Annotated in this window: 26 protein-coding genes and 1 tRNA gene; 23 read left to right on the top strand and 4 right to left on the bottom strand. The window is 64.4% G+C overall.

The features are described from left to right. Window positions 1-38 precede the first annotated feature (38 nt). From GQE99_RS19330 to GQE99_RS19260, 15 genes are all read left to right on the top strand, one after another. On the top strand, window positions 39-518 hold the full coding sequence (locus tag GQE99_RS19330) for a chemotaxis protein CheW (RefSeq protein WP_161353598.1): 480 nt from the start codon (window positions 39-41) through the stop codon (window positions 516-518). A gap of 2 nt (window positions 519-520) precedes the next feature. Further along, window positions 521-1381: a CheR family methyltransferase gene (locus GQE99_RS19325; RefSeq protein ID WP_161353597.1), complete on the top strand. Its 861-nt coding sequence runs from the start codon at window positions 521-523 to the stop codon at window positions 1379-1381. Continuing rightward, the gene (locus GQE99_RS19320) at window positions 1378-2496 is read left to right on the top strand and encodes a protein-glutamate methylesterase/protein-glutamine glutaminase (protein WP_161353596.1); all 1119 of its coding nucleotides are present in this window, start codon (window positions 1378-1380) and stop codon (window positions 2494-2496) included. Before GQE99_RS19325 ends, GQE99_RS19320 begins: the two co-directional genes overlap by 4 nt. Then, window positions 2493-4103 (top strand): hypothetical protein, encoded by a 1611-nt coding sequence (locus GQE99_RS19315; RefSeq protein WP_161353595.1) that lies wholly within the window; start codon window positions 2493-2495, stop codon window positions 4101-4103. The genes GQE99_RS19320 and GQE99_RS19315 overlap by 4 nt, the downstream gene beginning before the upstream one ends. 973 nt (window positions 4104-5076) lie before the next feature. Continuing rightward, the gene (phnD, locus tag GQE99_RS19310) at window positions 5077-5946 is read left to right on the top strand and encodes a phosphate/phosphite/phosphonate ABC transporter substrate-binding protein (RefSeq protein ID WP_161353594.1); all 870 of its coding nucleotides are present in this window, start codon (window positions 5077-5079) and stop codon (window positions 5944-5946) included. Continuing rightward, the gene (locus tag GQE99_RS19305) at window positions 5867-6757 is read left to right on the top strand and encodes a phosphonate ABC transporter ATP-binding protein (RefSeq protein WP_235917305.1); all 891 of its coding nucleotides are present in this window, start codon (window positions 5867-5869) and stop codon (window positions 6755-6757) included. Before phnD (GQE99_RS19310) ends, GQE99_RS19305 begins: the two co-directional genes overlap by 80 nt. Next, on the top strand, window positions 6750-7556 hold the full coding sequence (gene phnE, locus GQE99_RS19300; RefSeq protein ID WP_161353593.1) for a phosphonate ABC transporter, permease protein PhnE: 807 nt from the start codon (window positions 6750-6752) through the stop codon (window positions 7554-7556). The genes GQE99_RS19305 and phnE (GQE99_RS19300) overlap by 8 nt, the downstream gene beginning before the upstream one ends. Further along, window positions 7553-8203, top strand: coding sequence for a class I SAM-dependent methyltransferase (locus GQE99_RS19295; RefSeq protein WP_161353592.1), 651 nt, complete (start codon window positions 7553-7555; stop codon window positions 8201-8203). The genes phnE (GQE99_RS19300) and GQE99_RS19295 overlap by 4 nt, the downstream gene beginning before the upstream one ends. After that, complete coding sequence (locus GQE99_RS19290; RefSeq protein WP_161353591.1) at window positions 8200-9471, top strand: alpha-D-ribose 1-methylphosphonate 5-triphosphate diphosphatase; 1272 nt, start codon at window positions 8200-8202, stop codon at window positions 9469-9471. Before GQE99_RS19295 ends, GQE99_RS19290 begins: the two co-directional genes overlap by 4 nt. 49 nt (window positions 9472-9520) lie before the next feature. After that, entirely contained in the window at window positions 9521-10348 is an 828-nt protein-coding gene (gene phnC, locus GQE99_RS19285) for a phosphonate ABC transporter ATP-binding protein (protein ID WP_161353590.1), read from the top strand. Between the two features lie 71 nt (window positions 10349-10419). Further along, window positions 10420-11337 (top strand): phosphonate ABC transporter substrate-binding protein, encoded by a 918-nt coding sequence (phnD, locus tag GQE99_RS19280; protein WP_161353589.1) that lies wholly within the window; start codon window positions 10420-10422, stop codon window positions 11335-11337. A gap of 67 nt (window positions 11338-11404) precedes the next feature. Next, window positions 11405-12256, top strand: a complete 852-nt coding sequence (gene phnE / locus GQE99_RS19275; protein ID WP_161353588.1) for a phosphonate ABC transporter, permease protein PhnE — start codon at window positions 11405-11407, stop codon at window positions 12254-12256. Window positions 12257-12264: 8 nt separating this feature from the next. Further along, complete coding sequence (gene phnE, locus GQE99_RS19270) at window positions 12265-13575, top strand: phosphonate ABC transporter, permease protein PhnE (RefSeq protein WP_161353755.1); 1311 nt, start codon at window positions 12265-12267, stop codon at window positions 13573-13575. Then, a complete protein-coding gene (locus GQE99_RS19265) occupies window positions 13572-13760 on the top strand; it encodes a Rossmann-fold NAD(P)-binding domain-containing protein (RefSeq protein WP_161353587.1) in 189 nt (62 codons plus the stop codon). Before phnE (GQE99_RS19270) ends, GQE99_RS19265 begins: the two co-directional genes overlap by 4 nt. Then, window positions 13760-14374 carry an LbetaH domain-containing protein gene (locus GQE99_RS19260; RefSeq protein WP_161353586.1) on the top strand — a complete coding sequence of 205 codons (615 nt, stop codon included), beginning with the start codon at window positions 13760-13762 and terminating at the stop codon, window positions 14372-14374. The genes GQE99_RS19265 and GQE99_RS19260 overlap by 1 nt, the downstream gene beginning before the upstream one ends. 4 nt (window positions 14375-14378) lie before the next feature. On the opposite strand, the gene phnF is transcribed toward GQE99_RS19260, so the two are convergent. Next, window positions 14379-15089, bottom strand: a complete 711-nt coding sequence (phnF, locus tag GQE99_RS19255) for a phosphonate metabolism transcriptional regulator PhnF (protein WP_161353585.1) — start codon at window positions 15087-15089, stop codon at window positions 14379-14381. 103 nt (window positions 15090-15192) lie between these two features. On the opposite strand from phnF, the gene phnG reads away from it, so the two are divergent. The 7 genes from phnG to phnN are packed head-to-tail and all read left to right on the top strand — an operon-like array spanning window position 15193 to window position 20173. Next, the gene (gene phnG / locus GQE99_RS19250) at window positions 15193-15648 is read left to right on the top strand and encodes a phosphonate C-P lyase system protein PhnG (RefSeq protein ID WP_161353584.1); all 456 of its coding nucleotides are present in this window, start codon (window positions 15193-15195) and stop codon (window positions 15646-15648) included. Next, window positions 15648-16214, top strand: a complete 567-nt coding sequence (gene phnH / locus GQE99_RS19245) for a phosphonate C-P lyase system protein PhnH (RefSeq protein WP_161353583.1) — start codon at window positions 15648-15650, stop codon at window positions 16212-16214. The genes phnG and phnH overlap by 1 nt, the downstream gene beginning before the upstream one ends. Then, window positions 16214-17302 carry a carbon-phosphorus lyase complex subunit PhnI gene (locus GQE99_RS19240; protein WP_161353582.1) on the top strand — a complete coding sequence of 363 codons (1089 nt, stop codon included), beginning with the start codon at window positions 16214-16216 and terminating at the stop codon, window positions 17300-17302. The genes phnH and GQE99_RS19240 overlap by 1 nt, the downstream gene beginning before the upstream one ends. Next, on the top strand, window positions 17299-18183 hold the full coding sequence (locus GQE99_RS19235; RefSeq protein ID WP_161353581.1) for an alpha-D-ribose 1-methylphosphonate 5-phosphate C-P-lyase PhnJ: 885 nt from the start codon (window positions 17299-17301) through the stop codon (window positions 18181-18183). Before GQE99_RS19240 ends, GQE99_RS19235 begins: the two co-directional genes overlap by 4 nt. Further along, on the top strand, window positions 18180-18950 hold the full coding sequence (gene phnK, locus GQE99_RS19230; RefSeq protein ID WP_161353580.1) for a phosphonate C-P lyase system protein PhnK: 771 nt from the start codon (window positions 18180-18182) through the stop codon (window positions 18948-18950). Before GQE99_RS19235 ends, phnK begins: the two co-directional genes overlap by 4 nt. Before the next feature lie 3 nt (window positions 18951-18953). After that, window positions 18954-19637, top strand: a complete 684-nt coding sequence (phnL, locus tag GQE99_RS19225) for a phosphonate C-P lyase system protein PhnL (protein WP_161353579.1) — start codon at window positions 18954-18956, stop codon at window positions 19635-19637. After that, window positions 19634-20173: a phosphonate metabolism protein/1,5-bisphosphokinase (PRPP-forming) PhnN gene (gene phnN / locus GQE99_RS19220; RefSeq protein ID WP_161353578.1), complete on the top strand. Its 540-nt coding sequence runs from the start codon at window positions 19634-19636 to the stop codon at window positions 20171-20173. The genes phnL and phnN overlap by 4 nt, the downstream gene beginning before the upstream one ends. On the opposite strand, the gene GQE99_RS19215 is transcribed toward phnN, so the two are convergent. After that, a complete protein-coding gene (locus GQE99_RS19215; RefSeq protein WP_161353577.1) occupies window positions 20155-20844 on the bottom strand; it encodes a DUF1045 domain-containing protein in 690 nt (229 codons plus the stop codon). The two genes, phnN and GQE99_RS19215, sit on opposite strands and share 19 nt — an antisense overlap. 80 nt (window positions 20845-20924) lie before the next feature. Here GQE99_RS19215 and GQE99_RS19210 point away from each other — a divergent pair, with 80 nt between their 5' ends. Further along, window positions 20925-22067 carry an alpha-D-ribose 1-methylphosphonate 5-triphosphate diphosphatase gene (locus tag GQE99_RS19210; protein ID WP_161353576.1) on the top strand — a complete coding sequence of 381 codons (1143 nt, stop codon included), beginning with the start codon at window positions 20925-20927 and terminating at the stop codon, window positions 22065-22067. Here GQE99_RS19210 and GQE99_RS21905 read toward each other — a convergent pair. Both GQE99_RS21905 and GQE99_RS19205 read right to left on the bottom strand, forming a co-directional pair. Further along, window positions 22046-22195, bottom strand: a complete 150-nt coding sequence (locus GQE99_RS21905; RefSeq protein ID WP_328794217.1) for a DUF6538 domain-containing protein — start codon at window positions 22193-22195, stop codon at window positions 22046-22048. The genes GQE99_RS19210 and GQE99_RS21905 overlap by 22 nt on opposite strands. A 95-nt stretch (window positions 22196-22290) precedes the next feature. Further along, window positions 22291-22377, bottom strand: a tRNA-Leu gene (locus GQE99_RS19205). Window positions 22378-22500: the final 123 nt, after the last annotated feature.

Here is a 22500-nt window from a genome sequence, read left to right as displayed (position 1 = left end):
AGGCGACACGGCTTCACGACCAATGGAAGGATGGGGATATGACAAGTGCCGATACGGTCGTGACCTTCGGGATCGGGAAGGCGGATTTTGCGCTTCCGGTCGCCCCGGTGGTCGAAATCCTGGATGCGCGCGACATTTCTCCCCTGCCGCGGGCCCCGGCGCATCTGCTCGGACTGATCGACCGGCGCGGTGCTTCAGTCCCGGTGGTCGACCTGCGCCGGCTGCTGGGACAACCGGATGCGGACGATACGGATCGCACGCGGATCATCGTCCTCCGGCTCGTCGGCCGCGGAGCGGGCGCGCAGCATGTCGGGCTCCGGGTCGACCAGGTGACGGAAGTGACGCAACTGGACGACGCGGGAAGTGAACCGCTCGCCGAAGCCGAGCTTCTGCGTTGGCACGAACGCATGGTGGCGGGCATCGGCCGTCGTGAAGAAAGGTTCGTGACGATGCTGGATGTGGACGGGCTGTTCGACGGCGATCTTCGCGACCTCGTGAACGAGGGGGGCGTGCAATAGTCATGGCAGCAATGGCGGAAACGAAACGGCGGCAGCGGTTCGAGCAATTCCGGGCGCTCGTCCACGACGAGACCGGGATCAAGTTGCCCCCATCGAAGAACCTCATGGTCGAGTCGCGACTCCGGAAGCGTCTGGTGGCGCTGGGCGTGCCCGATCTTGAGTCCTACCTCGAGCGGCTGTTCAGCACCCCGGCCTGCCTGGCCGAAGAGTTACCGGCCATCATCGACCTGATGACCACCAACAAGACGGATTTCTTCCGCGAAGAGGCTCACTTCCGGATCATGCGAGAGCGGCTGATCCCGGAGGCATTGTCGCGGGGTCGCCCCGGGCAGCCGGTACCCTACCGGGTCTGGAGCGCGGCCGCCTCCACGGGCGCCGAAGCCTGGTCGGCCGCGATGATCCTCGCACAGGCCGCGCAGGCGGATCCCCGGCTCGATTGGGCCATCGTGGGTACGGACCTTTCGACCCGGGTTCTGGCGATCGCGGAGACCGCCGTTTACTCTGCCTCAGAGCTTGCGCCGGTGCCGTCGGACTATCGCAAGGCCTTCGTGATGCCCGGTCGCGGCGGGGCATCGGAGAAGGGGCGGATCGCGCCCGAACTGCGCGCGCGCGTGCGCTTTTCCCGCCTGAACCTGAAAGAGACGCCATACGGCATGCCGCGCGGGCTGGATCTGATCTTTCTGCGCAACGTCCTGATCTATTTCGAGCCGGCCATGCAGCACGCGGTGATCCGGGCGATGGCGACGCATCTTCGCAAAGGCGGCTACCTCATCGTCGGGCATTCCGAATCGATGATCGTCGACGTGCCGGTATTGGAGCAGATTGCACCGGGCGTTTTTCGCAACATCGGAGGGCAAGCATGAGCGGGAAGATCAACGTGATGATCGTCGATGACAGCGCGGCCGCGCGACGCGCGCTGTCGGATCTCTTGGCCGAGGATCCGGGTATCCGCATCGCGGCATTGGCGGCCGATCCATTCGAGGCCGCCGGAAAACTGAGCGGCGGGTTGCCCGACGTGATCCTGCTCGACCTGGAACTGCCGCGCATGGACGGGCTGACGTTTCTCGCCAAGATCATGAAGCAGCATCCCATGCCCGTGGTGATCTGTTCGAGCCACACGGAAAACGGGTCGAAAGCGGCCATGCGCGCGTTGGAGATCGGAGCGTGCGAGGTGATCGGCAAGCCGAAACTGGGATCCGCCGCCGCCCGCCAGGAGGCGCAGATCCGGTTGTCGGACGCCGTGCGGGCCGCGGCGCAGGCGGGACGCGGCCGCGGATTGGGCAACCCCGCGCGCAAGAAACCCCTGCCGAAACCGGCACCGTTCAGCCCGGGCCCGAAGCTGACGGCGGATGCCATTCTGCCGCCGCCCCGACCGCAGGCCCCCTTTCCGAACGGCCTGCCACCGATCGTCGCGATCGGGGCGTCGACCGGCGGGACCGAGGCGCTGTCGGAGGTGCTCCCGAAGCTGTCGCGCGTGACACCCCCTGTCGTCATCGTCCAGCACATGCCGGAAAAGTTCACGGCGGCCTTCGCCAAGCGCCTCGACGGCCTGTGCCAGGTCGCGGTGCGCGAAGCGGCCAACGGGGACAAGGCGCTTGCGGGCACCGTGCTGATCGCGCCGGGGGATCACCACCTCCTCCTGCGCCGCCAGGGGCAGGGGTACCGTGTGGAAATCCAGAACGGGCCGTACGTGGCGCGCCATCGTCCCTCGGTCGACGTGTTGTTCCGTTCCACGGCCATCGCGGCGGGCCCCGGCGCGCTGGGCGTTCTGCTGACGGGAATGGGCGACGACGGGGCGCGGGGTTTGCTCGAAATGCGTGATGTCGGGGCGGACACGGTGGTCCAGGACGAAAAGACCTCGGTCGTCTGGGGCATGCCCGGCGAGGCGCGGCGCCTTGGCGCCGCGTCCCGCGAGAAACCGTTGTCGGCCATCCCCGCCGAGATTTCCGCCTTCGCCGCCCGGAGCGCCCCGGCATGAGCGAGGCAAGTGTCGCCATCCGCAAGCTGCGCCGCGACGCGACCGATATCGCGCGAGCGATCGAGACCGTGTTCGAAGGCGCCTCGATGTCGGTCTTCGACCGTCTGGCGGAACTGCGCCAGATGGCCCGGGCGCTCGAGCAGATCGAGAGGGCCGCGGCTGAAGAGAGCCGGACCCTGCTGACCCGGTCCCTTCGGGACGCTGGCGGGTACCTCGATGACATCGACGGGCAATACACCTTCCTGGAAGGGGTGTCCGGCAAGCTTCACCTCAATGCGGCGAAGATCCGGGATCTGTTGCACCAGCAGCGGCGCAACATGCGGCTGGTGTCGATGATCGCGACCAACGCGCAGGTCGTGTCGAAAAGTATCGAGTTGAATCACGGCTCGCTGGCCAGTTTCGCTGAACAGGTGATCCCGATCATCAGCAGCGCGTCGCAGGCGGCGACGGCAGTGGGCGACGATCTGATGCGCGCGGACGCGCAGCTTGAAACCGTGGCGGAGCGGATCGGCGTGCTGTCCGCTTGCGCGCGGGATCTGAAGGCGATGCGCGCGGAGCTTCCGGATGTGCTGGGCAGCTTTGGACACCACGATGCTTTCGAGAAAGCGGTGGTGCGCATCCGCGCGGCCAGTGCGCAGCTGTCCGAGGCGCTGAGCGCTTCGGTCTCCTCGCTTCAATGCGGCGACGCCTCACGCCAGCGGCTTGAACACGTGGACGCGATGCTGGCCCTGGCGGAGGACGCGCCGCCCGGCCTGCGCGACGCGCTGCATGCCATCGCGGCGGCCCAGTTCGACGCGACCGTGGACGAATTGCGCTCGGCCGTCGACGACGTATTGCCGCGGTTCGCGGCCATTGCGTCGATCACCGCGACGGCCCGGGACGAGGTGGCGCGCCTGTCCGACCTGCAGTTCACGACATCGCTCGACGCGGTCGCGGACTTCGTACGCGCGATGGCTGCGGGGTTCGACCGCTTGCGCGACATACGCATTGCCATCGCGCCCGAGATGGAAACGCTGACCGACTCTTACGTGCAAAGCGCGGTGTCGGCCCAACGGATCGCGGAATTCGACGACCAGATGTTCCATCTCGGGGTTAACGCCACGCTGGTGTCCAGCAAGATCGGCGAACAGGGGCGCGCGATGGTGGAGGTTTCGCACCAGTTGCGCGAATGCACGGCTGCGATCGGTCGCGCCAGCGCGGAGATCGTCCACCTGGCCCAGCTCCAGGAGCTGAACGCTGTCCTGTTCACGGTGCTCGCGGAAGCCCGGGATGATTCGGTCGCGACGTCGGCGACCTCGATGTTGGAGGAGATGGCGGGCTCGATCACGGCGGGGCTGAGCACCGCCGGCCGCCTGGTTGGTCGCGATGCCTTCACGCCGCTGGACACGGCCCGCGCGAACCTCGCGCGGTTCCAGGAAAAGACGCATGTGGAGGGGCGGGCGGATCGACCCGAACATCCGGACGTGACCGGGTTGCGGGCGGATGATCGCGTGCTCCAGAAGGTGCGCGCCAGCTACACGATGCAGTCGGAGCGGGACTTGCACGACCAGGTGCTCGAACGCCTCGGCGTGTCATCGGGGGCGGACCCGGGTCTTGCTGCAGAGTAACCGTTTCACCGGGATACAAGGAAAAGCGGCAGCGCGCCGGACCGGCCTCCTGCCAGCGTCACGGACCATTCATGTCATGGGAAAGGACGAATGGTGCCCAGAAGAGAATTTATGGGTGACGGAGCTTCGGCTTCCGTCACCCAGGAAAAGTTCACGATGAGGAACCGTCATTCCTGATGGGGCTTTCCGTAGGAAAGATCCGCGGGCGCCCCGCCTACGGAAACGGCCCTGAGCCTAGGATCCGGACCTTATACGCTGAGCTTGTAGCTTTCCCAACGCCGACATGGCCCCCCGCCCGCAGAAAGTAACCCGGTCGCTAATCGAAGCCGAGCTCCAGCGGGAGGGTTATCGCCCGGAGTAGTCTCCTTGCGTAAATGGTAACCAGGTCCGCGCTTTGATCGAAGCGGAGGCGGTCGGCTTTCGAGCCCTCCGCAGGTGTGGACGATTAAGGATTTTTCCGGCGTGAATGTCGACATGCGACGCTCGGCGCTGTTCCACGGTGTGAGCGCGGCGTCGTCAACCACCAGCGCCCGTATTCAGCCCTTGGTGGCAAGCCTCCAGCGCAGGTCTATTGGCCGGGAAACGATCTCAACCAACCCGATCAGCAGGTGCAGCGAGTAGCTCAAATTACGCCGGATTCTGTCCAAGAGATGGGGAGTGGCTCAACCCTTCTCGCGGAACCATCAGGTCGCGCTGGATCTGACTTTGGGACCTGAGACGAGACGCGGATCCTTCGATGCCCGGGCCTACGACATGGTTCTGGTCGATGGGGCAGCCGTCGTCGTCCACCTGCACGAGGCCGTGGACGCCGGCCAATCGTTCCCGTTGAGCGCACCCGGTCGATCAGGATTTCTCCGCGTCGCGATGTGTCGCGACCGCGTCCGGCGCAATTGTCACAGATGGTTCATTCAGGCGTCGCAGAAGTTTTACCGAACCGAAAAACACTCCCCCGAAACACATTCTGGAGCACATCATGCAACTCAAATCCCTGATCCTTGGCCTCGGACTTGCCACCGCGTCGGCCCTCGGCGCGACCGCTGAAACCTGGAACCTTGCCGTCACCGACGTCGAGGGCATGGAGCGTCTGCAAACCGAATGGGGTCCGTTCAAAGCCGCACTCGAAGAGGCGACCGGCGAGACCTTCGAGTTCTTCCCGGTGAATTCGCGCACCGCCGCCGCCGAAGCCTTGCGCGGGGAAACGGTCGATTTCGTCGTCACCGGCCCCGCCGAATACGTCGTGATCAACAAGCTGACCAATGCCACCCCGCTGATTGGTCTGGGGCGTCCGGATTACCACTGTGCCATCATCGTGCGCGCCGATAGCGGCATCAACGTGCCGGCAGATCTCAAGGGCAAGTCCGTGGCCTTCGGTGACATCGGTTCAACCTCCAACATGCTTTGCCCGATGCAGGCGCTGGCCGATCACGGCGTCGACCCGGTGAACGACATCAACAAGACCCACACCGCCAAGAACATTTCGTTCGAAGCGCTGAAAAACGGGGACGTGGACGCGATCGGCATGAACGCCGGATCCTTCATGAGCATTCGTGCGAAGGAAGAGGGCGTGCCCTACGGGTTCTTCAAGATGATCGCACGCTCGGGCGACCTGCCCAACGACATGATCATGGTGGGTGCCCACGTTCCGACCGAGGCGGCCGAGAAGGTCGGCAACGCTATTCTCGAGAACAAGGACGCCATCATCGCGGGCATCACCGCGCATGAGGAGAACGACAAATACGTCGGCATGGACCTCGTCTCGATCAATGACAGCGCCTACGACTACGTGCGCTCGATGTATTCGAACGCAGGCTACCCGCAGTTCGATGATTTCATCGGTGAGTGATCTCAGGGAAAAAGCTCCGGTCGCGCGTCATGTGCGGCCGGAACCCACCGGGACGGAATTCGCCTCGGTCCCGGTCGTGGATATCGAGGCGCAGTCGGTTTCGAAATCCTTTGGCGACACACCCATTTTCTCGGACGTGAGTTTCCGGCTGGTGCGTGGGTCCTCGACCGCTCTGGTCGGCGCGAACGGTGTCGGAAAATCCACCCTTCTGCGCTGTGTCATGGGGTTGATCCCGGCCACCGCAGGTGGGGTTCGTCTCTTGGGTGAACCTGCGACCGGGGTGCGCAAATCCGACCTCAGGGCGCTTCGGGCGCGTATCGGGCTTGTCTCGCAAAAACACAATCTCGTCCCACGTCTGTCGGTGCTGTCGAACGTGCTGCACGGGATGCTCGGACGCACGGGCGGGCCGCGCCATTGGGCGCATGGCTTTGCTCCCGAAGCCTCTCGCCGCGCCGCGATGGAGGCCTTGGATAAGGTCGGCCTCGTGCACCTGGCACTGCGTCGCGCGGACCGGCTTTCGGGCGGTCAATCGCAACGTGTCGCCATCGCGCGCGCCATCGTTGGCGCGCCGGAAATCCTGTTCGCGGACGAGCCTACCGCCTCGCTCGACCCGCAGGCTGGGAAGGACGTGATGGACCTGTTCATGTCGCTTGCCCGCGAAAACGGCGTCACCGTCGTCTTCACCTCACACAACATCGATCACGCGCTGTCCTATGGCGACCGCGTTCTGGGCCTCGCCGAAGGCCGCAAGATGCTGGACGCGACCGCCGTCAGCCTCACGGCCTCGGACCTGAGAGGGCTTTATGACTGACACGACACTCCCGAACCGGATCGAGCGCCCCTCGGCGGTGAGTTTCCTTGCCTATGCCGGGGCTTTGGTCCTGATCCTTTGGTGCCTTGGCGGAGCTGGGTTCTCCATCGACAAAGTCGTCAGCTCGCCGCCACGTTTTGCCGATTTCGCAGCTCGAGCCTTTCCGCCGAACCTGGAACCGGGCGTGCTGGCTCGGTTGGGCTGGAAAATGCTCGAGACCATGCAGATCGCTGTCGCTGGCGCGGTCATCGGCGTGATCTTGTCGTTGCCCATCGCGGTCTTCGCCGCACGTGGGTTGATCGCAGGGCCTTGGGTCAACCAGTCACTGCGCGTGGTCCTCGGCTTCATCCGCGCTGTCCCGGACATCGCCTGGGCGCTGGTTTTCGTGGTCGCGGTGGGGCTTGGGCCTTTTGCCGGGATGCTCGCCATTGTCATGGATACGCTTGGGTTCTGTGGACGGTTCTTCGCCGACGACATGGAGGCCGCCGACAAGGGACCGGCTGAGAGCCTCGCCGCGACAGGGGCGGGGCGATTGGACGTCGTCGCCTGCGCCACGATCCCCGGCGCGATGCCGTCCTTCGTCTCGACCTCGCTTTACGCGCTGGAAAAGGCCGTTCGCTCGTCGACCATTCTGGGCCTCGTCGGCGCGGGCGGGATCGGGATCGAGCTCAAGGTCGGGTTCGACCTTTTCGATTACCCGACCGCGATGACCGTCATCTTGATGATCGCCGTCGTCGTGATCGGCATCGAACAACTTTCGGGTTGGGCCCGCACGAAAATCATTGGAGAGCAGCGTTGAAGACCGATACTGCCGATGTGCATTGGAACGAAGAATGGGCCACCGTCGATGCGGGGAGCAAATGGCTCACCCCTGAAGCGGACGTGATGGCCTGGGCCGAAACCCTGAAACCGGGGGCGCGTATTCTCGATCTCGGAGCGGGTGTCGGGCGTCACGCGCTTTGGCTCGCGGGTCGAGGGTTCGAGGTCGTTGCACTTGATGCCGCCTCTGCCGGCCTGGCGGAGATCGACCGCGCGGGCGGCGTCGAAACCGTTCTGGCGCGCATGCATGCGCTACCGTTCGCAGATCGAACCTTCGACCATGTGCTGTCGTGGAATGTGATCTATCACGGCGACGAAGATGTCTTGTTGCGCACTGTCGGAGAAATCCGCCGCGTGTTGGCCCCCGGGGGCACGTTCCTTGGCACCATGCTGTCCAAACGCCGTCTTTCGCATGAACGGAAGAAGGCTTTGGGGCGCGAGATCAGCCGCAACACGTGGGTGTTCGAAGCGCCCGCGGGCAGCGACAAGAACCACCCGCATTATTTCTGCAACGCCCCGGAACTGCTCGCGATGTTTTCGGGGTTCGAGGTCCTCTGGCTGGAAGACCGCGAGCACGAGAGCGAAGGCTCTTACCATTGGCATATGAAAGCGGAACGACTGCTATGATCACCACCTTCGTGGGCGCAACCGCCTATCTTCCGGGCGAGGTCGCCGAGACCAATGTGACCATGTCCGATGGCCGGATCGTCGAGATCGGCGGACCGGCGCAGGGTGAGGTGATCGACGCGCGTGGCCTGATCCTCGCCCCGGCGTTGATCGACGTGCATGGCGATGCTTTCGAGCGGCAACTCATGCCGCGCCCGGATGTCTACTTCCCGGTGGAGGCGGCTGTCATCGACACGGATCGCCAGCTTGCCTCGACCGGTATCGCCACCGCCTATCACGCGATCACGCTGGGGTGGGAGCCGGGGTTGCGCGATGTGAACCGGGGTCGCGGCCTGATGCAGGCGATGCGCGATCTGGCGCCGCGATTGACGGTCGAGAACCGGGTGCAACTGCGGTGGGAGACCTTCGCCTTCGAGGCGCTCGACGTGATCGACTGGGCGCTGGGCGGGCCGCTGTTGCCGTCGATCGCCTTCAACGATCACACATCGATGGCGATGCGCGCGATGGATACGTCGGTGCAGGATCGCGGCTTCGAACTGTCCCCGGATTTCGCCACCGCCTCGCTCGATGACGAACGGCTGCGTCAACGCACGGCCAAGAACGCGAAACGGGCAGGCCTGTCGGATGACGATTACCTCGCGCTTTTGGGCAAGGTCTGGGATCGGCGCGGCGAGGTGCCTGCGATGATCGCAAAAGTCGCCGAGATGGGACGCAGCGTGGGCGCGCCGATGCTCAGCCATGATGACACCCGTGCCGAAACCCGCGCATGGTTTCGCGACCAAGGTGCGAGCGTCGCCGAGTTTCCCATGGTTCTCGAAGCTGCGCAGGCAGCGCGCGACGCGGGCGACACCATCATTTTCGGCGCGCCCAATGCGGCCCGTGGCGGGAGCCATATCGGAAGCCTGTCGGCAGGGGATATGGTCGAAGCGGGGCTCTGCGATGCGCTGGCCTCGGACTATTTCTATCCGGCGATGCTCGCCGCCGTTGCGCGTCTGGACCACGAACGCCGGGCGGATCGCCTAACGCTTTGGTCCCTGGTGTCGGACGGTCCCGCGCGGACCATGAACCTGTCCGACCGGGGCGAGATTTCCGTTGGGAAACGGGCGGACTTGGTGCTGGTCGACTGGCCGGATGGGCATGCTCCGTCCATCCTGGGCACATGGGTGGCAGGGCGCGCGGCTTACCGAGGTGAGCCTGCGGCCCGTGGTCAAAGCGTGACCCAGTCGTCGAAAAGCCTGTCACAAAACTATTATGAAACTGTCAAATAGCGGTAAAGGACTCGACGTTTAAGACCCCCAGTCAACTCGGGGGACTTACATGCTTGCCGTCAATAACCTGACCAAGACCTTCGGTCAGAACGTGGCCGTGGACGACGCCACCTTTACCGTCGACCAGCCCATGATGATCGGAATCATCGGGCGTTCGGGGGCGGGCAAGTCGACGTTCCTGCGCATGATGAACCGCCTGACCGACGCGACCTCGGGGGTGTTGGAGTTCAACGGGCGCAACGTGCTCGACCTCAAGGGGCACGAGCGGCGGGCGTGGCAGTCGGACTGCGCGATGATCTTTCAGCAGTTCAATCTGGTGCCGCGCATGGACGTCGTGTCGAACGTGCTTCACGGCACGCTGGGACGACGCTCGACCGTCGCCACGCTTTTCAACCTGTTCCCGCGGGACGACATTCATCGCGCCATCGACATTCTCGAACGCCTCGGGATCGCGGAGCACGCCGCCAAGCGCGCCGAGGCGCTCTCGGGCGGCCAGCAGCAGCGCGTGGCGATCGCCCGCGCGCTGATGCAGGACCCCAAGATCATCCTGGCCGATGAGCCCATCGCCTCGCTCGACCCGATGAACGCCCAGACCGTGATGGAGGCGCTGCGCCGCATCCACGAGGAAGACGGGCGCATGGTGATCGCCAACCTCCACACGCTCGATACCGCGCGCCGCTACTGCGACCGCATCATCGGCATGCGCGACGGGCGGGTGGTTTTCGACGGCACGCCCGGGCAGCTCACGACCGGGGTCGCACGCGACATCTACGGGGCGGGCGACGACTTCTCCGAAGGGGCGACCTCGACCGAGATCCGCGACGACCACGAACAGCTCGAGGAGGCCGAGCGCCTGCTTGCGAAGGTCACCGTCTGAGACACCGACACAAGATTTCATCTGCCCGCACCACACCGAACACCCGCGGGCGCAACCAACTGGAGAGAAAGATGAAGAAACTGATCGCAGCCGCGCTCACGACCACGGCTCTTACCGGCACCGCGTTCGCCGAAAGCCACGGCATGGGCATCGAGGAGTTCAACATCGGTATCCTGGGCGGTGAGAACGCTCAGGACCGCCTGGCCAACCACGAATGCCTGAAGAGCTACGCCGAGGACGCGCTCGGCGTTCCGGTCAAGCTTTTCGCCCCGGCCGACTACGCCGGCGTGATCCAGGGCCTGCTGGGCGGCACCATCGACATGGCCTGGCTCGGTGCCTCGGGCTATGCCGCGACCTACCTGCAGGACCCCGAGGCGGTCGAGCCGGTGCTGGTCAAGATCAACCTCGACGGCTCCTACGGTTACCATTCGATCGGCTTCGCCCGGAAGGACTCGGGCGTCACGTCCCTGGCCGACATGGAAGGCAAGGTCTTTGGCTTCGGCGATCCGAACTCCACCTCGGGCTACCTGATCCCCTCGATCGAGATCCCGCAGGAAGGCGAGGCGATCACGATGGAGCCGGGCGACTATTTCGCCGACGTGCGCTTCACCGGCGGTCACGAGCAGACCATCGTCGCGGTCAACAACGGCGACATCGACGGCGGCGTGACCTGGGCCGACGGGCAGGGCGCCTGGGAAGACGGCTACAACTCCGGCGCGCTGCGCAAGGCCGTGGACGCGGGCCTCGTCGACATGAACGACCTGGTGGAGATCTGGCGCTCCAAGCCGATCCCCGAAGGCCCGATCGTTTTGCGCACCGCGCTCCCGCAGGACGTGAAGACCACCATGACCGAGCTCGTGGACGGCCTCTACGACGCCGACCCGGACTGCACCTACAACATCTCCGCCGGCGAAAGCCTGGGCTTCGATCCGATCACGCACGATGCGTATCTCTCGATCATCGAAGCGCGCAAGGCGAAGTCCGAGTGATCCGGATTTGAGCAGCCTCGAGCCTCGCCGCACAACGCGGCGGGGCTCTATTACGGAAAGGCCCCCCATGTCCGATGTCGAACTGGATTTCCGCGCGCACTACGTAGCGCTGGTCGCACGCAAGCGGCTCTACGGCGGGATCATGCTGGCGATTTTCGCGCTCCTGATGATATCCGGCTTCATGCTGGCCGACAGCCGCAACGCCGGCGGGTTCTGGGACGGGATCCTGAACGTCTTCGATTTCCCGGCCGATGTCTGGGCCGATACTGCGCCGAAGCTGGACCAGCTGCCCGGTCACGTCGTCACCTATTTCCCGTCGCTGATCGAGACAATCAACATCGCCGCGGTCGCGACCCTCGTGGGCGCGATCCTGGGCACGGTGCTGTCGCTTCTGTCGACCCGAGGTCTGGCCCGCTGGCCGCGGCTCATCGGGCTTTTCCGCCGGGTGATGGACATCATGCGCGCGGTGCCCGAGATCGTCATCGCGCTGATCCTGATTTTCGTGCTGGGCGGCGGTCCGGTGCCCGCGATGATCGCCATCGCCTTCCACACCTCCGGCGCGCTTGGAAAGCTCTTCTCCGAGGTGAACGAGAACGCGGACCTCAAGCCCGTCGAGGGGCTGTCGTCGGTCGGCGCGCGCTGGGGCCAGCGGATGTGGCTGGGCATCATCCCGCAGGTCGCGCCGAACTACCTCTCCTATGCGCTGCTGCGTTTCGAGATCAACATCCGCGCCTCGGCCATCCTGGGCTTCGTGGGCGCGGGCGGCATCGGCTACGAGCTCAAGAATGCGATGGCTTGGGGGCAGGGCAAATACGACGAGGCCGCCGCCATCTTCATCCTCCTGTTCCTCACCATCGTGTTCTTCGACCAGCTGTCGAGCCACGCCCGCAACCGGCTTGTCCATGAAGGAGGCCGCTGATGTCCGCCATGACCGCGACGAACCCCGACCTGCGCGGGTTCATCGACACGCGTTTCGCGCGCAAGAAGCTTCTGTCGATCGGGGTGCCCGTGCTGGTGCTCGCCTACCTCGTCTACATCGTCTTCGCCTTCGACATTCCCGGGCTGGCCGGGCGCGCACGGATCGACAACGCCCAGACGCTGACCCGCGACATGGTAAGCTACAAGACCCACGTGACGCGCGACAACCGCGACGGGGAGACCAGCGTGTCCGTCGAGGGTGAACGCAAGGGGGAATACCCCGAGGGCGTGACACCGGACTGGGTCGACATCGCAGGTGACACCACGACGATCCGCCTGGGCGGCGGGCAGGTCGTGACCTTCCTGCCGGACACCGCGCTGCGCATGGAAATCCCCGACTTCGGCACGATCGAAGCCCGGATGGAGGGGCGCGAGGTGGTGACCAATCTCGAGGAACCGATCCCCGACTGGATCAGCCTGTCTCGTGCCCGCATGGCGATCACGACCGCGGAAGGGCGGGTGTCCTTCACCCGTAACCGCACGGAGGTGTTCAACTACTTCTACGGTTGGGAGCTGTTCTTTTTCACCTTCGACAGCCCCTATCACGGCTACGCGGCGGGCGAGATCCTGTTCGGCCCGCGCATCGATCCGGAGCGCGGCAACATCGCGGGCTCGCTCGAGGATTTCTGGCACAACAAGATGTGGAGCCACGGGCAGGTCGTCTGGGCGCTGTTCGAAACGATCCTGATGGCCTTCCTGGGCACCTTCGGGGCGGCGGTGATCTCGCTCCCGCTGGCGTTCTTGGCGGCCAAGAACTTCACGCCGCTCGGCCCCGTCCGCTTCGCGCTGCGCCGGTTCTTCGACCTGTTTCGCGGCATCGACGGGCTGATCTGGACGATCATCCTTGCCCGCGCCTTCGGTCCCGGGCCGATGACCGGGGCGCTGGCGATCCTGCTCACGGACACCGGGTCCTTTGGCAAGATGTTCTCGGAGGCCTTGGAGAACGTCGACGAAAAGCAGATCGAAGGCGTGTCCTCGACCGGGGCGGCCGTTGCGCATCGCTATCGCTTCGGTGTCATCCCTCAGATCACGCCGGTGCTTTTGTCTCAGGTGCTCTACTTCTTCGAATCCAACACCCGCTCGGCCACGATCATCGGGGCAATCACGGGCGGCGGGATCGGGCTTCTCCTGACGCAAGCCATGATCACCCAGAAGGATTGGGAAGAGGTCACCTATTACATCGTGCTCGTCGTCCTCATGGTCATGGCGATGGACAGCGTTTCCGGCTTCCTTCGCAGAAAGCTGATCAAAGGCGAATGATGCGGTATCTCATCACGGGCGCGAACCGCGGCATCGGGGCAGTGCTTGCCCGGGCCGCCGAAGAGCGCGGGCATTCGGTGATCCGGCATGGCCGGACCAAGCGCGGCGTGATCTGCGACCTTGCCGAGCGGCTGGACGACAGCGGCAAATTCTTTCGCTTTTCCGGGGGAGAAAGGGCGTTCTGATGCCAAAGCTGAGACATGAACCGCTTGTCCACGAGGGCGCCGACTTGCACGAGGTCACGACGGGGCGCTACGTCGAAATCGGCGAGGGGAGCCGCGTGCTCTTTTCCCACTTCGGCGATTATTCCTATTGTGACCGATACGCCGAGATCGCCAACACGCAGATCGGCAAATTCGCAAATATCGCGGCCTTCACGCGGATCGGACCGACGGATCATCCGATGCACCGCGCGTCGCTGCATCATTTTCTCTATCGCTCGGCGGACTACTGGGCCGATGCCGAACCGGACGTGGATTTCTTTGAGCATCGCGCATCCCGTGTGGCCCTTATCGGGCATGACACGTGGATCGGCCACAATGCGGTGGTGAAACCCGAAGTCACCATCGGTCACGGGGCGGTCGTCGCGGCACAAAGCATGGTGACCAAAGACGTGGATCCCTACACCATCGTGGCGGGCGTGCCTGCAAAACCGATACGCGAGAGGTTCCCGCGCCAGATCGCGGATCGCCTCATGGCGCTGGGCTGGTGGGATTGGGATCACGGCACGCTGCGCGACCGGCTGGACGATTTCCGGCATATGGAGATTGAAGCCTTCCTTGAAAAATACGAGGCCTGAGGCGCTAATCGCTCTCGATGGTGAGCGCCACGCGGCTTCCGGCGAAACTGGTCACACCGTATTCCAATGGGTCCCCGTCGGGCGTGGTGTTGATCGCCCGGGTGCGCAGGATCGGCTCCCGTTCGCGCACGCCGAGGTGCAGTGCGAGTGCCGGGTCCGCCAGTTCCGCCGTCACACGGGTCTGGGCGCGCAGATAGTCCGGAATGCCGTTCGCCCGCAGCGCGTTGGTGACGGACGTTTCGGTGAGGAACGTCTCGGCAAGTCTGGGTAGTCGCTCGGCCGAAAAGATGCTCTCGAAATGCGCGAGCACCGCGCCGCCCGAACGACTCAACCCTTCGTAGACAACCACGGGATCGCCGGAAGCGAGGCCCAGGGCCTCTGCCTCGACGTTGCGAGCGGGGCGGGTTTCGACGCGAAGGCGCTTCTTGTCGACGAGCTTGCCGGTCGCCGAGACGTTCTGGTGAAACCGCACACGTTTGCCGATGGGATAATCGGTCACCTCCTGCGCCACGAAGGCGCCAGAACCGCGACGTGTGTAGACCAGACCCCGCTCGACCAGATCGCCCAAGGCGCGGCGCACCGTATGACGATTCACGCCGAACCGCGCGGCAAGTGCGGCCTCGGTCGGAAGTTTGCCTCCGGCGTGATACAGCCCCTCGCGCATTTCGTCCTCGAGCGTTCCCGCGATGTGTTTCCAGATCGGTGTGCGTGCCATCCCGGCCCCTTGTTACGAAAAATTCACAAGACTCTTCTTGCTGCTATTCGGCAGTCTTCGGTATGATTTGTATAGTTGTCTATATAACTCGACAAGGTGTCTAATGACCCAGACGGACCAGAACATCGAGGCGCGCAAAGGCTGGATGGGCCTGCTTGCGAAAGCCCCGCCCGCGCAGCTTGCGGCCCTCTTCGACACGGTCGAGCCGAAACCCGGTTTCACTTGGCTTCGGCCTTGCGAAGTGGGGGGCGTCATGCTGCGCGGGCGTATGGGCGGCACGGGTGCGCCGTTCAACCTGGGCGAAATGACCGTGACGCGCTGTGCGTTGAAATTGGAGACCGGCGAAGTTGGCCACGCCTATGTGCAGGGGCGCGACAAGGCCCATGCCGAACGCGCCGCCCTGATCGACGCGATGATGCAGACGAAAGCGGGCGAAGGATTGCGGGCAAAAGTGCTCGACCCGCTGCAAGACGCGATGACGAGGGCTAAAGCGGATCGTGCGGCCAAGGCGGCGGCGACCAAGGTCGACTTTTTCACGATGGTGCGGGGAGACGATTGATGCTCGATGACGCTCTGAATGGCGGGTTCGAAAATCCGCCTGTTCAATCGTCGCATGCGTTTCGCGCGGCACTCTCGGCCCTTGCCCGCCCCGGGCGGGTTGAGCGGATCATGGGTGCAGAAGCCCCCGGCCTGTCTGAGGCCGCGGCGACTTTGCTCCTGACGCTTTGTGATGCGGAAACGCCAATCTACCTTGCGCCAGGACACGACAGCGAAGCGCTGGGACAGTGGATCGCCTTCCATATTGGTGCGCCGTTGGTCGGCCCGTCGCATGCCATGTTCGCGCTGGGCGCTTGGGACGCGCTGATGCCGCTCACCGGCTATCCTGTCGGGACCCCCGAATACCCTGATCGGGCGACAACGCTCATCGTCGAGGTCGAGGCGCTCACGCCGCCGACCGCCCGGCTGACGGGGCCGGGGGTCGAAACGGTCGCCCGGATGCGCCTGCCCGAAACCGACCCCTTCCGCGCCAATCGTGCGCTCTTTCCGCTGGGGCATGATTTCTTTTTCACCGCAGGCGAACAGATCGCCGGGTTGCCCCGCACCACGATCGTGGAGGACCTCTGATGTATGTCGCCGTCAAAGGTGGCGAACGCGCCATCGACAATGCCCACACCTGGCTGGCCGAAGAACGGCGGGGTGACACCTCGGTTGCCGAGCTTTCGGTCGCGCAAATCCGCGAGCAACTGTCGCTCGCCGTGAACCGTGTCATGGCCGAAGGGTCGCTCTATGACCCGGACCTCGCGGCCCTTGCGATCAAACAGGCGCGCGGAGATCTGATCGAAGCGATCTTTCTGATCCGTGCCTATCGCACGACGTTGCCGCGCCTTGGACATGCCGAGCCGGTCGATACCGGGAAAATGGCCTGTGATCGCCGCATTTCGGCGACGTTCAAGGACGTGCCGGGCGGGCAGGTTCTTGGCCCCACCTTCGACTACACGCACCGCTTGTTGGATTTCGCGCTGGAGGCCGAGGGGCTTCCCCCAGCGGCCGAGACCTCCGAGGCGCAGACCGGCGACACGCCCCGCGTCACTGAGTTTCTGAACAAGGGCGGGCTGATCCAGTCCGAGGCGAGATCGGATGCCACTCCCCCTGACATGACCCATGCGCCGATGCAGTATCCGGCGGGTCGTCCACTGCGCCTTCAGGCGCTCACGCGGGGGGACGAAGGGTTCGTCCTGTCGATGGCCTATTCCACGCAGCGCGGCTATGGCCGCAACCACCCCTTCGTGGGCGAATTGCGCATCGGCAAAGTCGCGGTCGAGATGGATATTCCCGAACTCGGGTTCGCCATCGAGATCGGAGAAGTCACGCTCTCCGAATGCGAAACGGTGAACCAGTTTGCGGGCTCCAGGACCGAGCCTGCGCAGTTCACCCGGGGTTATGGCCTTGTCTTCGGCCAGACCGAGCGCAAGGCGATTTCCATGGCGCTCGTGGATCGGGCGCTTCGGTGGGAGGAGCTTGGCGAAGACAACCTGGGCGCTCCCGCGCAGGACGAAGAATTCGTCCTCGCACATTCCGACAACATCCAGGCGACCGGGTTTCTGGAACACATCAAGCTACCGCACTACGTCGATTTCCAGTCCGAGCTGGAACTGGTGCGCAAGATACGGCGCGACGCCGCCGAAGCCGCGATGCAGGAGGCTGCAGAATGACCGACCAGACGGGCGCGACCACGAGCGACTACAATTTCGCCTATCTCGACGAGCAGACAAAGCGGATGATCCGCCGCGCGCTGCTCAAGGCCGTGGCGATCCCCGGCTACCAGGTGCCGTTCGCCAGCCGGGAAATGCCGATGCCCTATGGCTGGGGCACGGGCGGCGTCCAGGTGTCTGCCGCCTGCCTCACCCCAGACGACACGTTCAAGGTGATCGACCAGGGCGCGGACGACACGACCAATGCGGTGTCGATCCGCAAGTTCTTCGAGAAAACCGCCGATGTCGAAACGACGGAGCACACGCAGGACGCCACGATCATCCAGACCCGGCACCGCATACCCGAAGCGCCGCTGACCGAGGATCAGATCCTCGTCTACCAGGTGCCGATCCCGGAACCGCTTCGGTTCCTCGAACCCCGTGAGACCGAGACACGCAAGATGCATGCGCTCGAGGAATACGGGCTGATGCATGTGAAGCTCTACGAGGACATCGCGCGGCACGGGCATATCGCGACCAGTTATGCCTACCCGGTGAAGGTCGAAGGGCGCTACGTCATGGACCCGTCGCCGATCCCGAAGTTCGACAACCCGAAACTGGAAATGGCGGCGATCCAACTGTTCGGCGCGGGGCGTGAGCAGCGGATTTACGCGATCCCGCCCTATACGCAGGTGGTCAGCCTCGATTTCGAGGATCACCCCTTTGATCCCTCGAAGGCCGACGCGCCCTGCGACCTTTGCGGGGCCGATCACACCTATCTCGACGAGGTGATCATCGACGATGCGGGCGGGCGGATGTTCGTTTGTTCCGACACCGATTATTGCGCCGGACGGCAGGCTCAAGGCCACCGTGGGCGCCTTTCCCCGGAGGCCGCAGAATGACGCCGCTCCTGTCTGTCAAGAACGTCACCAAGATGTATGGCGACCGCATCGGCTGCGCCGATGTGTCCTTCGACCTCTATCCCGGCGAAGTCATGGGGATCGTGGGCGAGAGCGGCTCCGGCAAGTCCACGCTTCTCGCGGCCCTTGCTGGTCATCACGCGCCGGACCGGGGCGAGGTGCATTTCGACACCCGCGCCGAGGGTCTGCGCGATACGCTCACCATGAGAGAGCCGGAACGCCGGATGCTCGCGCGCACCGACTGGGCCTTTGTCCATCAGAACCCGCGCGACGGGCTTCGCATGAGCGTGAGCGCGGGTGGCAATGTTGGTGAGCGGCTGATGGCGGTCGGAGCCCGCAACTACGGCGACATTCGCGACACCGCCACGGATTGGCTCGGTCGGGTCGAGATCAACGCCGACCGCATCGACGACCGCCCCCGTGCCTTCTCCGGTGGCATGCAACAACGTCTTCAGATCGCGCGCAACCTGGTCACCGGTCCGCGTCTTGTGTTCATGGACGAACCCACCGGCGGGCTGGACGTTAGCGTGCAGGCGCGACTTCTCGACCTTCTGCGCGGGCTGGTGCGCGAAATGGGGTTGTCGGCGATCATCGTGACCCATGACCTCGCCGTCGTGCGCCTGCTGGCGGATCGTCTGATGGTGATGAAATCAGGCCATGTGGTGGAAAGCGGGTTGACCGATCAGGTGCTCGACGACCCGCAGCACGGCTATACCCAGCTTCTCGTGTCCTCCGTCCTACAGGTGTGAATGATGATCCGGATCGAAAATGTCTCGAAAACTTTCACGCTGCACAACCAAGGCGGTGCGGTGATCGAAGTGATGCGCGACGCCAACTTGACCGTCGGCGCCGGGGAATGCGTGGCACTTACCGGAAGCTCGGGTGCCGGGAAATCCACTTTGATGCGGATGATCTACGGCAACTACCTTGCCGCGTCGGGACGGATCGTGGTGGGCGAGGTTGACGTCGCCCGCGCCGAGCCGCGCGAAATTCTCGAATTGCGCCGACATACGCTTGGCTATGTGTCTCAGTTCCTGCGCGTCGTTCCGCGTGTTCCGACGCTCGACGTGGTGGCCGAACCCTTGCGCGCCGTGGGTGTGCCGGGCAATGCGGCGCGGGCCCGTGCCGAAGAGCTTCTGGCGCGCCTCAATATCCCCGAAACGCTCTGGGGGCTGTCGCCGACGACCTTCTCGGGTGGGGAACAGCAGCGGGTGAACATCGCGCGGGGCTTTGCTCACGAATACCCCGCCATGCTGCTCGACGAGCCGACCGCTTCGCTCGATGCGGTCAACCGCGCAACCGTGTTGTCGCTGATCGAAGAAGCCAAGGCGCGCGGGGCTGCCATCGTCGGGATTTTCCATGACGAGGCCGCCCGCGACCGCGTCGCGGATCGTCAGATCGACGTGAGCAATTTTACCCCGGCGCGCGTGGCATGAGCGGGCTCTTCGCCATTGTCGGCCCTTCCGGCGTCGGAAAAGACACGCTGATGGAGGCTGCGCGCGAGGCCGATCCGTCCATCGTGCTGGTCCGACGGGTCATAACCAGGCCCAGCACATCGGGCGGCGAGGACTTTGCCGGTGTCACGCGGGACGAGTTCGCCGGCCTCAAAGGCAAGGGGGCCTTCGCATTGGATTGGGAGGCGCACGGGCTGGCCTATGGCATTCCCGCCGACATTCAGGCCGACCTCGCCGCGGGTCACACCGTTCTGTTCAATGGCTCGCGCGCGATGCTGGCCGATGCCGCCGAAGCCTTTCCGGGGATGCGCGTGATCCACGTCACGGCAAGGCCCGATGTGCTGTCCGAACGCCTGAGGGCCCGAGGTCGCGAAACCGAGGATGATATCCGCGCACGCCTCGACCGCGCGGCGTTGCCGCTGCCGGAGGGTCTCGACGTGGTGGAAATCGACAATTCGGGTCGGATCGAGGACGCGGTCACCGCGCTCTTGCGGATCGTTCAGCCGGTCAACGCGTAACGATGCAGAAGATGGAACCACCCGTCCTCGGCCTCGCCAAAGAGGCACAGGTCTTCGACGACGAAGGGCTGAGGCAGGCGCGGTTCCATCACGGGAGCAAGGGCTGCGCGGACACGCTCGGCGTCGTCGGTGGGCAGTTTGCCGGTCAAAGTGAGATGGAATCTGAACTCGCTCAAGACGTAAGGATAACCCCAGGCGCGCAAGTGCGCCTCCTGTGCCGGGGTCAGACCCGCCGCACGACGCCGGGCCAGTTCCGCTTCGCCGGCCGGGGCGCGAAACCCGTCCAGCTCTTTGACGACCGTGGCGGCGAAAGCGGCAAGATCGGTGGTGTCACCTTCGGGCACGAGGGCGAGAAAACCGCCGAGCCGCGCGAGTCGCAGGCTCGGCATCACGACAGGGTGCAGGGTCTGCGCCAAAGCGTGAACCGCCGCCTCCAGATCCTGGCGTCCGCGACCTTCGACGATGCTGAAGGGCGGTTTGAGGGTGCCGTGAAATCCGTATTTTCGCGGGGTGGCGGTGAGGTCGGACACTGGGGCGGGCAAGCCCGGAATGTCGGGGTGTGCGACCTCGCGGCCGTCGGTCGCACTCCAACCCAGCCAAGCATCGGCAAATTCCGCCAAAGGGCCAGGGCGCGGGGCGAAGTAGGCAGCGTATCTGGAATAGTTTTTCATCTGGGCGGGGTAACGGGCTTTTGTCACATTCCGGTGACACGGGGCCGCTATCAGCGCCGGATCGTCAAGAGGCAAGACATATGACCGACCAGATCCTGACCAACGCACAGATCGTATTAGAGGCCGAAGTGATGCACGGCACGATCGTCGTCGCCGACGGCCATATCCGCGCGATCGACCTCGGAAATACGAGCGTCACTGGGGCGATCGACTGCGAAGGTGATTTCATCATGCCGGGTTTGATCGAGCTCCACACCGACAACCTCGAACGTCATATCGAACCGCGCCCCGGCGTCGACTGGCCCCACGCGGCGGGCATCCTCGCGCATGACGGCGAACTGGCCTCGACCGGGATCACCACGGTGTTCGACGCGCTGCGGGTCGGATCGATCCATTCGGGTGGCAAGGGAAACTACGGCAAATACGCCCGTCAGGTCGCCTCGGAGATCATGGCCCTGCGCGACAAAGGGGCGCTGCGCATCAACCATTACATCCACCTTCGCGCCGAGATCTGTTCGGAAACGCTGATCGAGGAGATGGAGGAATTCGGCCCGGAAGATCGCATCGGGATTGTCAGTCTTATGGATCACACGCCGGGGCAACGGCAATTCCGGGATATCTCGAAGCTCAAACAATATGTGGCCAAGAAGCGCTCGATGACCGACGACGAATTCGAGGATCACGTCAGCCGCCTGCTCGAGCTTCAGCGCACCCATGGTCCGCGCCACGAAACCGAAGCGGTCGCCCACGCGCATCGCATGGGCGCGGTGCTTGCCAGTCATGACGACACGACTCACGAACATGTCGATGTTTCGGCCCGGCATGGAATTCACCTCGCGGAGTTCCCGACCACGCGCGAGGCCGCCGAAGCCTGTCACGCGCATGGCATTCAAGTGATGATGGGAGCGCCGAACCTTATCCGGGGCGGGTCGCACTCCGGCAATGTCGCAGCGCATGAGCTGGCGGAAGCCGGACTGCTCGACATCGTCTCCTCCGACTATGTGCCCTCTGCGCTCATGTCGTCGGCGTTCCTGCTTGCGGACGTATGGGATGACCTTCCCGGCGCCATTCGCTGCGTCACGTCCAATCCCGCACGGGCTGCAAAGCTCGAAGATCGCGGCCGGGTCGTCCTTGGTCTGCACGGCGACCTCGTGCGTGTCGGCCGAGTGGACGGAACGCCAGTGGTGCGTGGCGTGTGGTGTCACGGACGCCAGATTGGATAAGCAGCTTGTCGTGCGCGGGCTTCAGCGACGGCAGCGGATCGTGTCCTGAGGGAATAGCTGATGCGTCGTGCCGTGCAGTGGTGGGTGAGATCGTCGGGACCTCGCCTTGTGAACCCCGGCCTTAACAAATGTGAAGGCTGCCGTGGTGGTCTCCGGCATGGTCTACGCCTCCTGCGTTCTTGAGCTGAACTCAAGGAAAAACAGTGGCTTACCTGTAGGGAAATGGTGCCCAGGAGAGGACTCGAACCTCCACGTCCATACGGACACTAGCACCTGAAGCTAGCGCGTCTACCAATTCCGCCACCTGGGCAGGTGTCGTGGAGCCGCGATGTAAGGCCCCGGGCGGGGGCTGTCAACGGGATTCTCGCAGTTTCAATTCGCCTTGTTCGCGCGCGCCCGCACCGCTATGCAGGACCCCGTATTTGCGAAGGAG

It is taken from the genome of Maritimibacter harenae (assembly GCF_009882975.1).
Lineage (GTDB): Bacteria > Pseudomonadota > Alphaproteobacteria > Rhodobacterales > Rhodobacteraceae > Maritimibacter > Maritimibacter harenae.
This window is presented reverse-complemented; position numbering and strand designations above follow the sequence as displayed.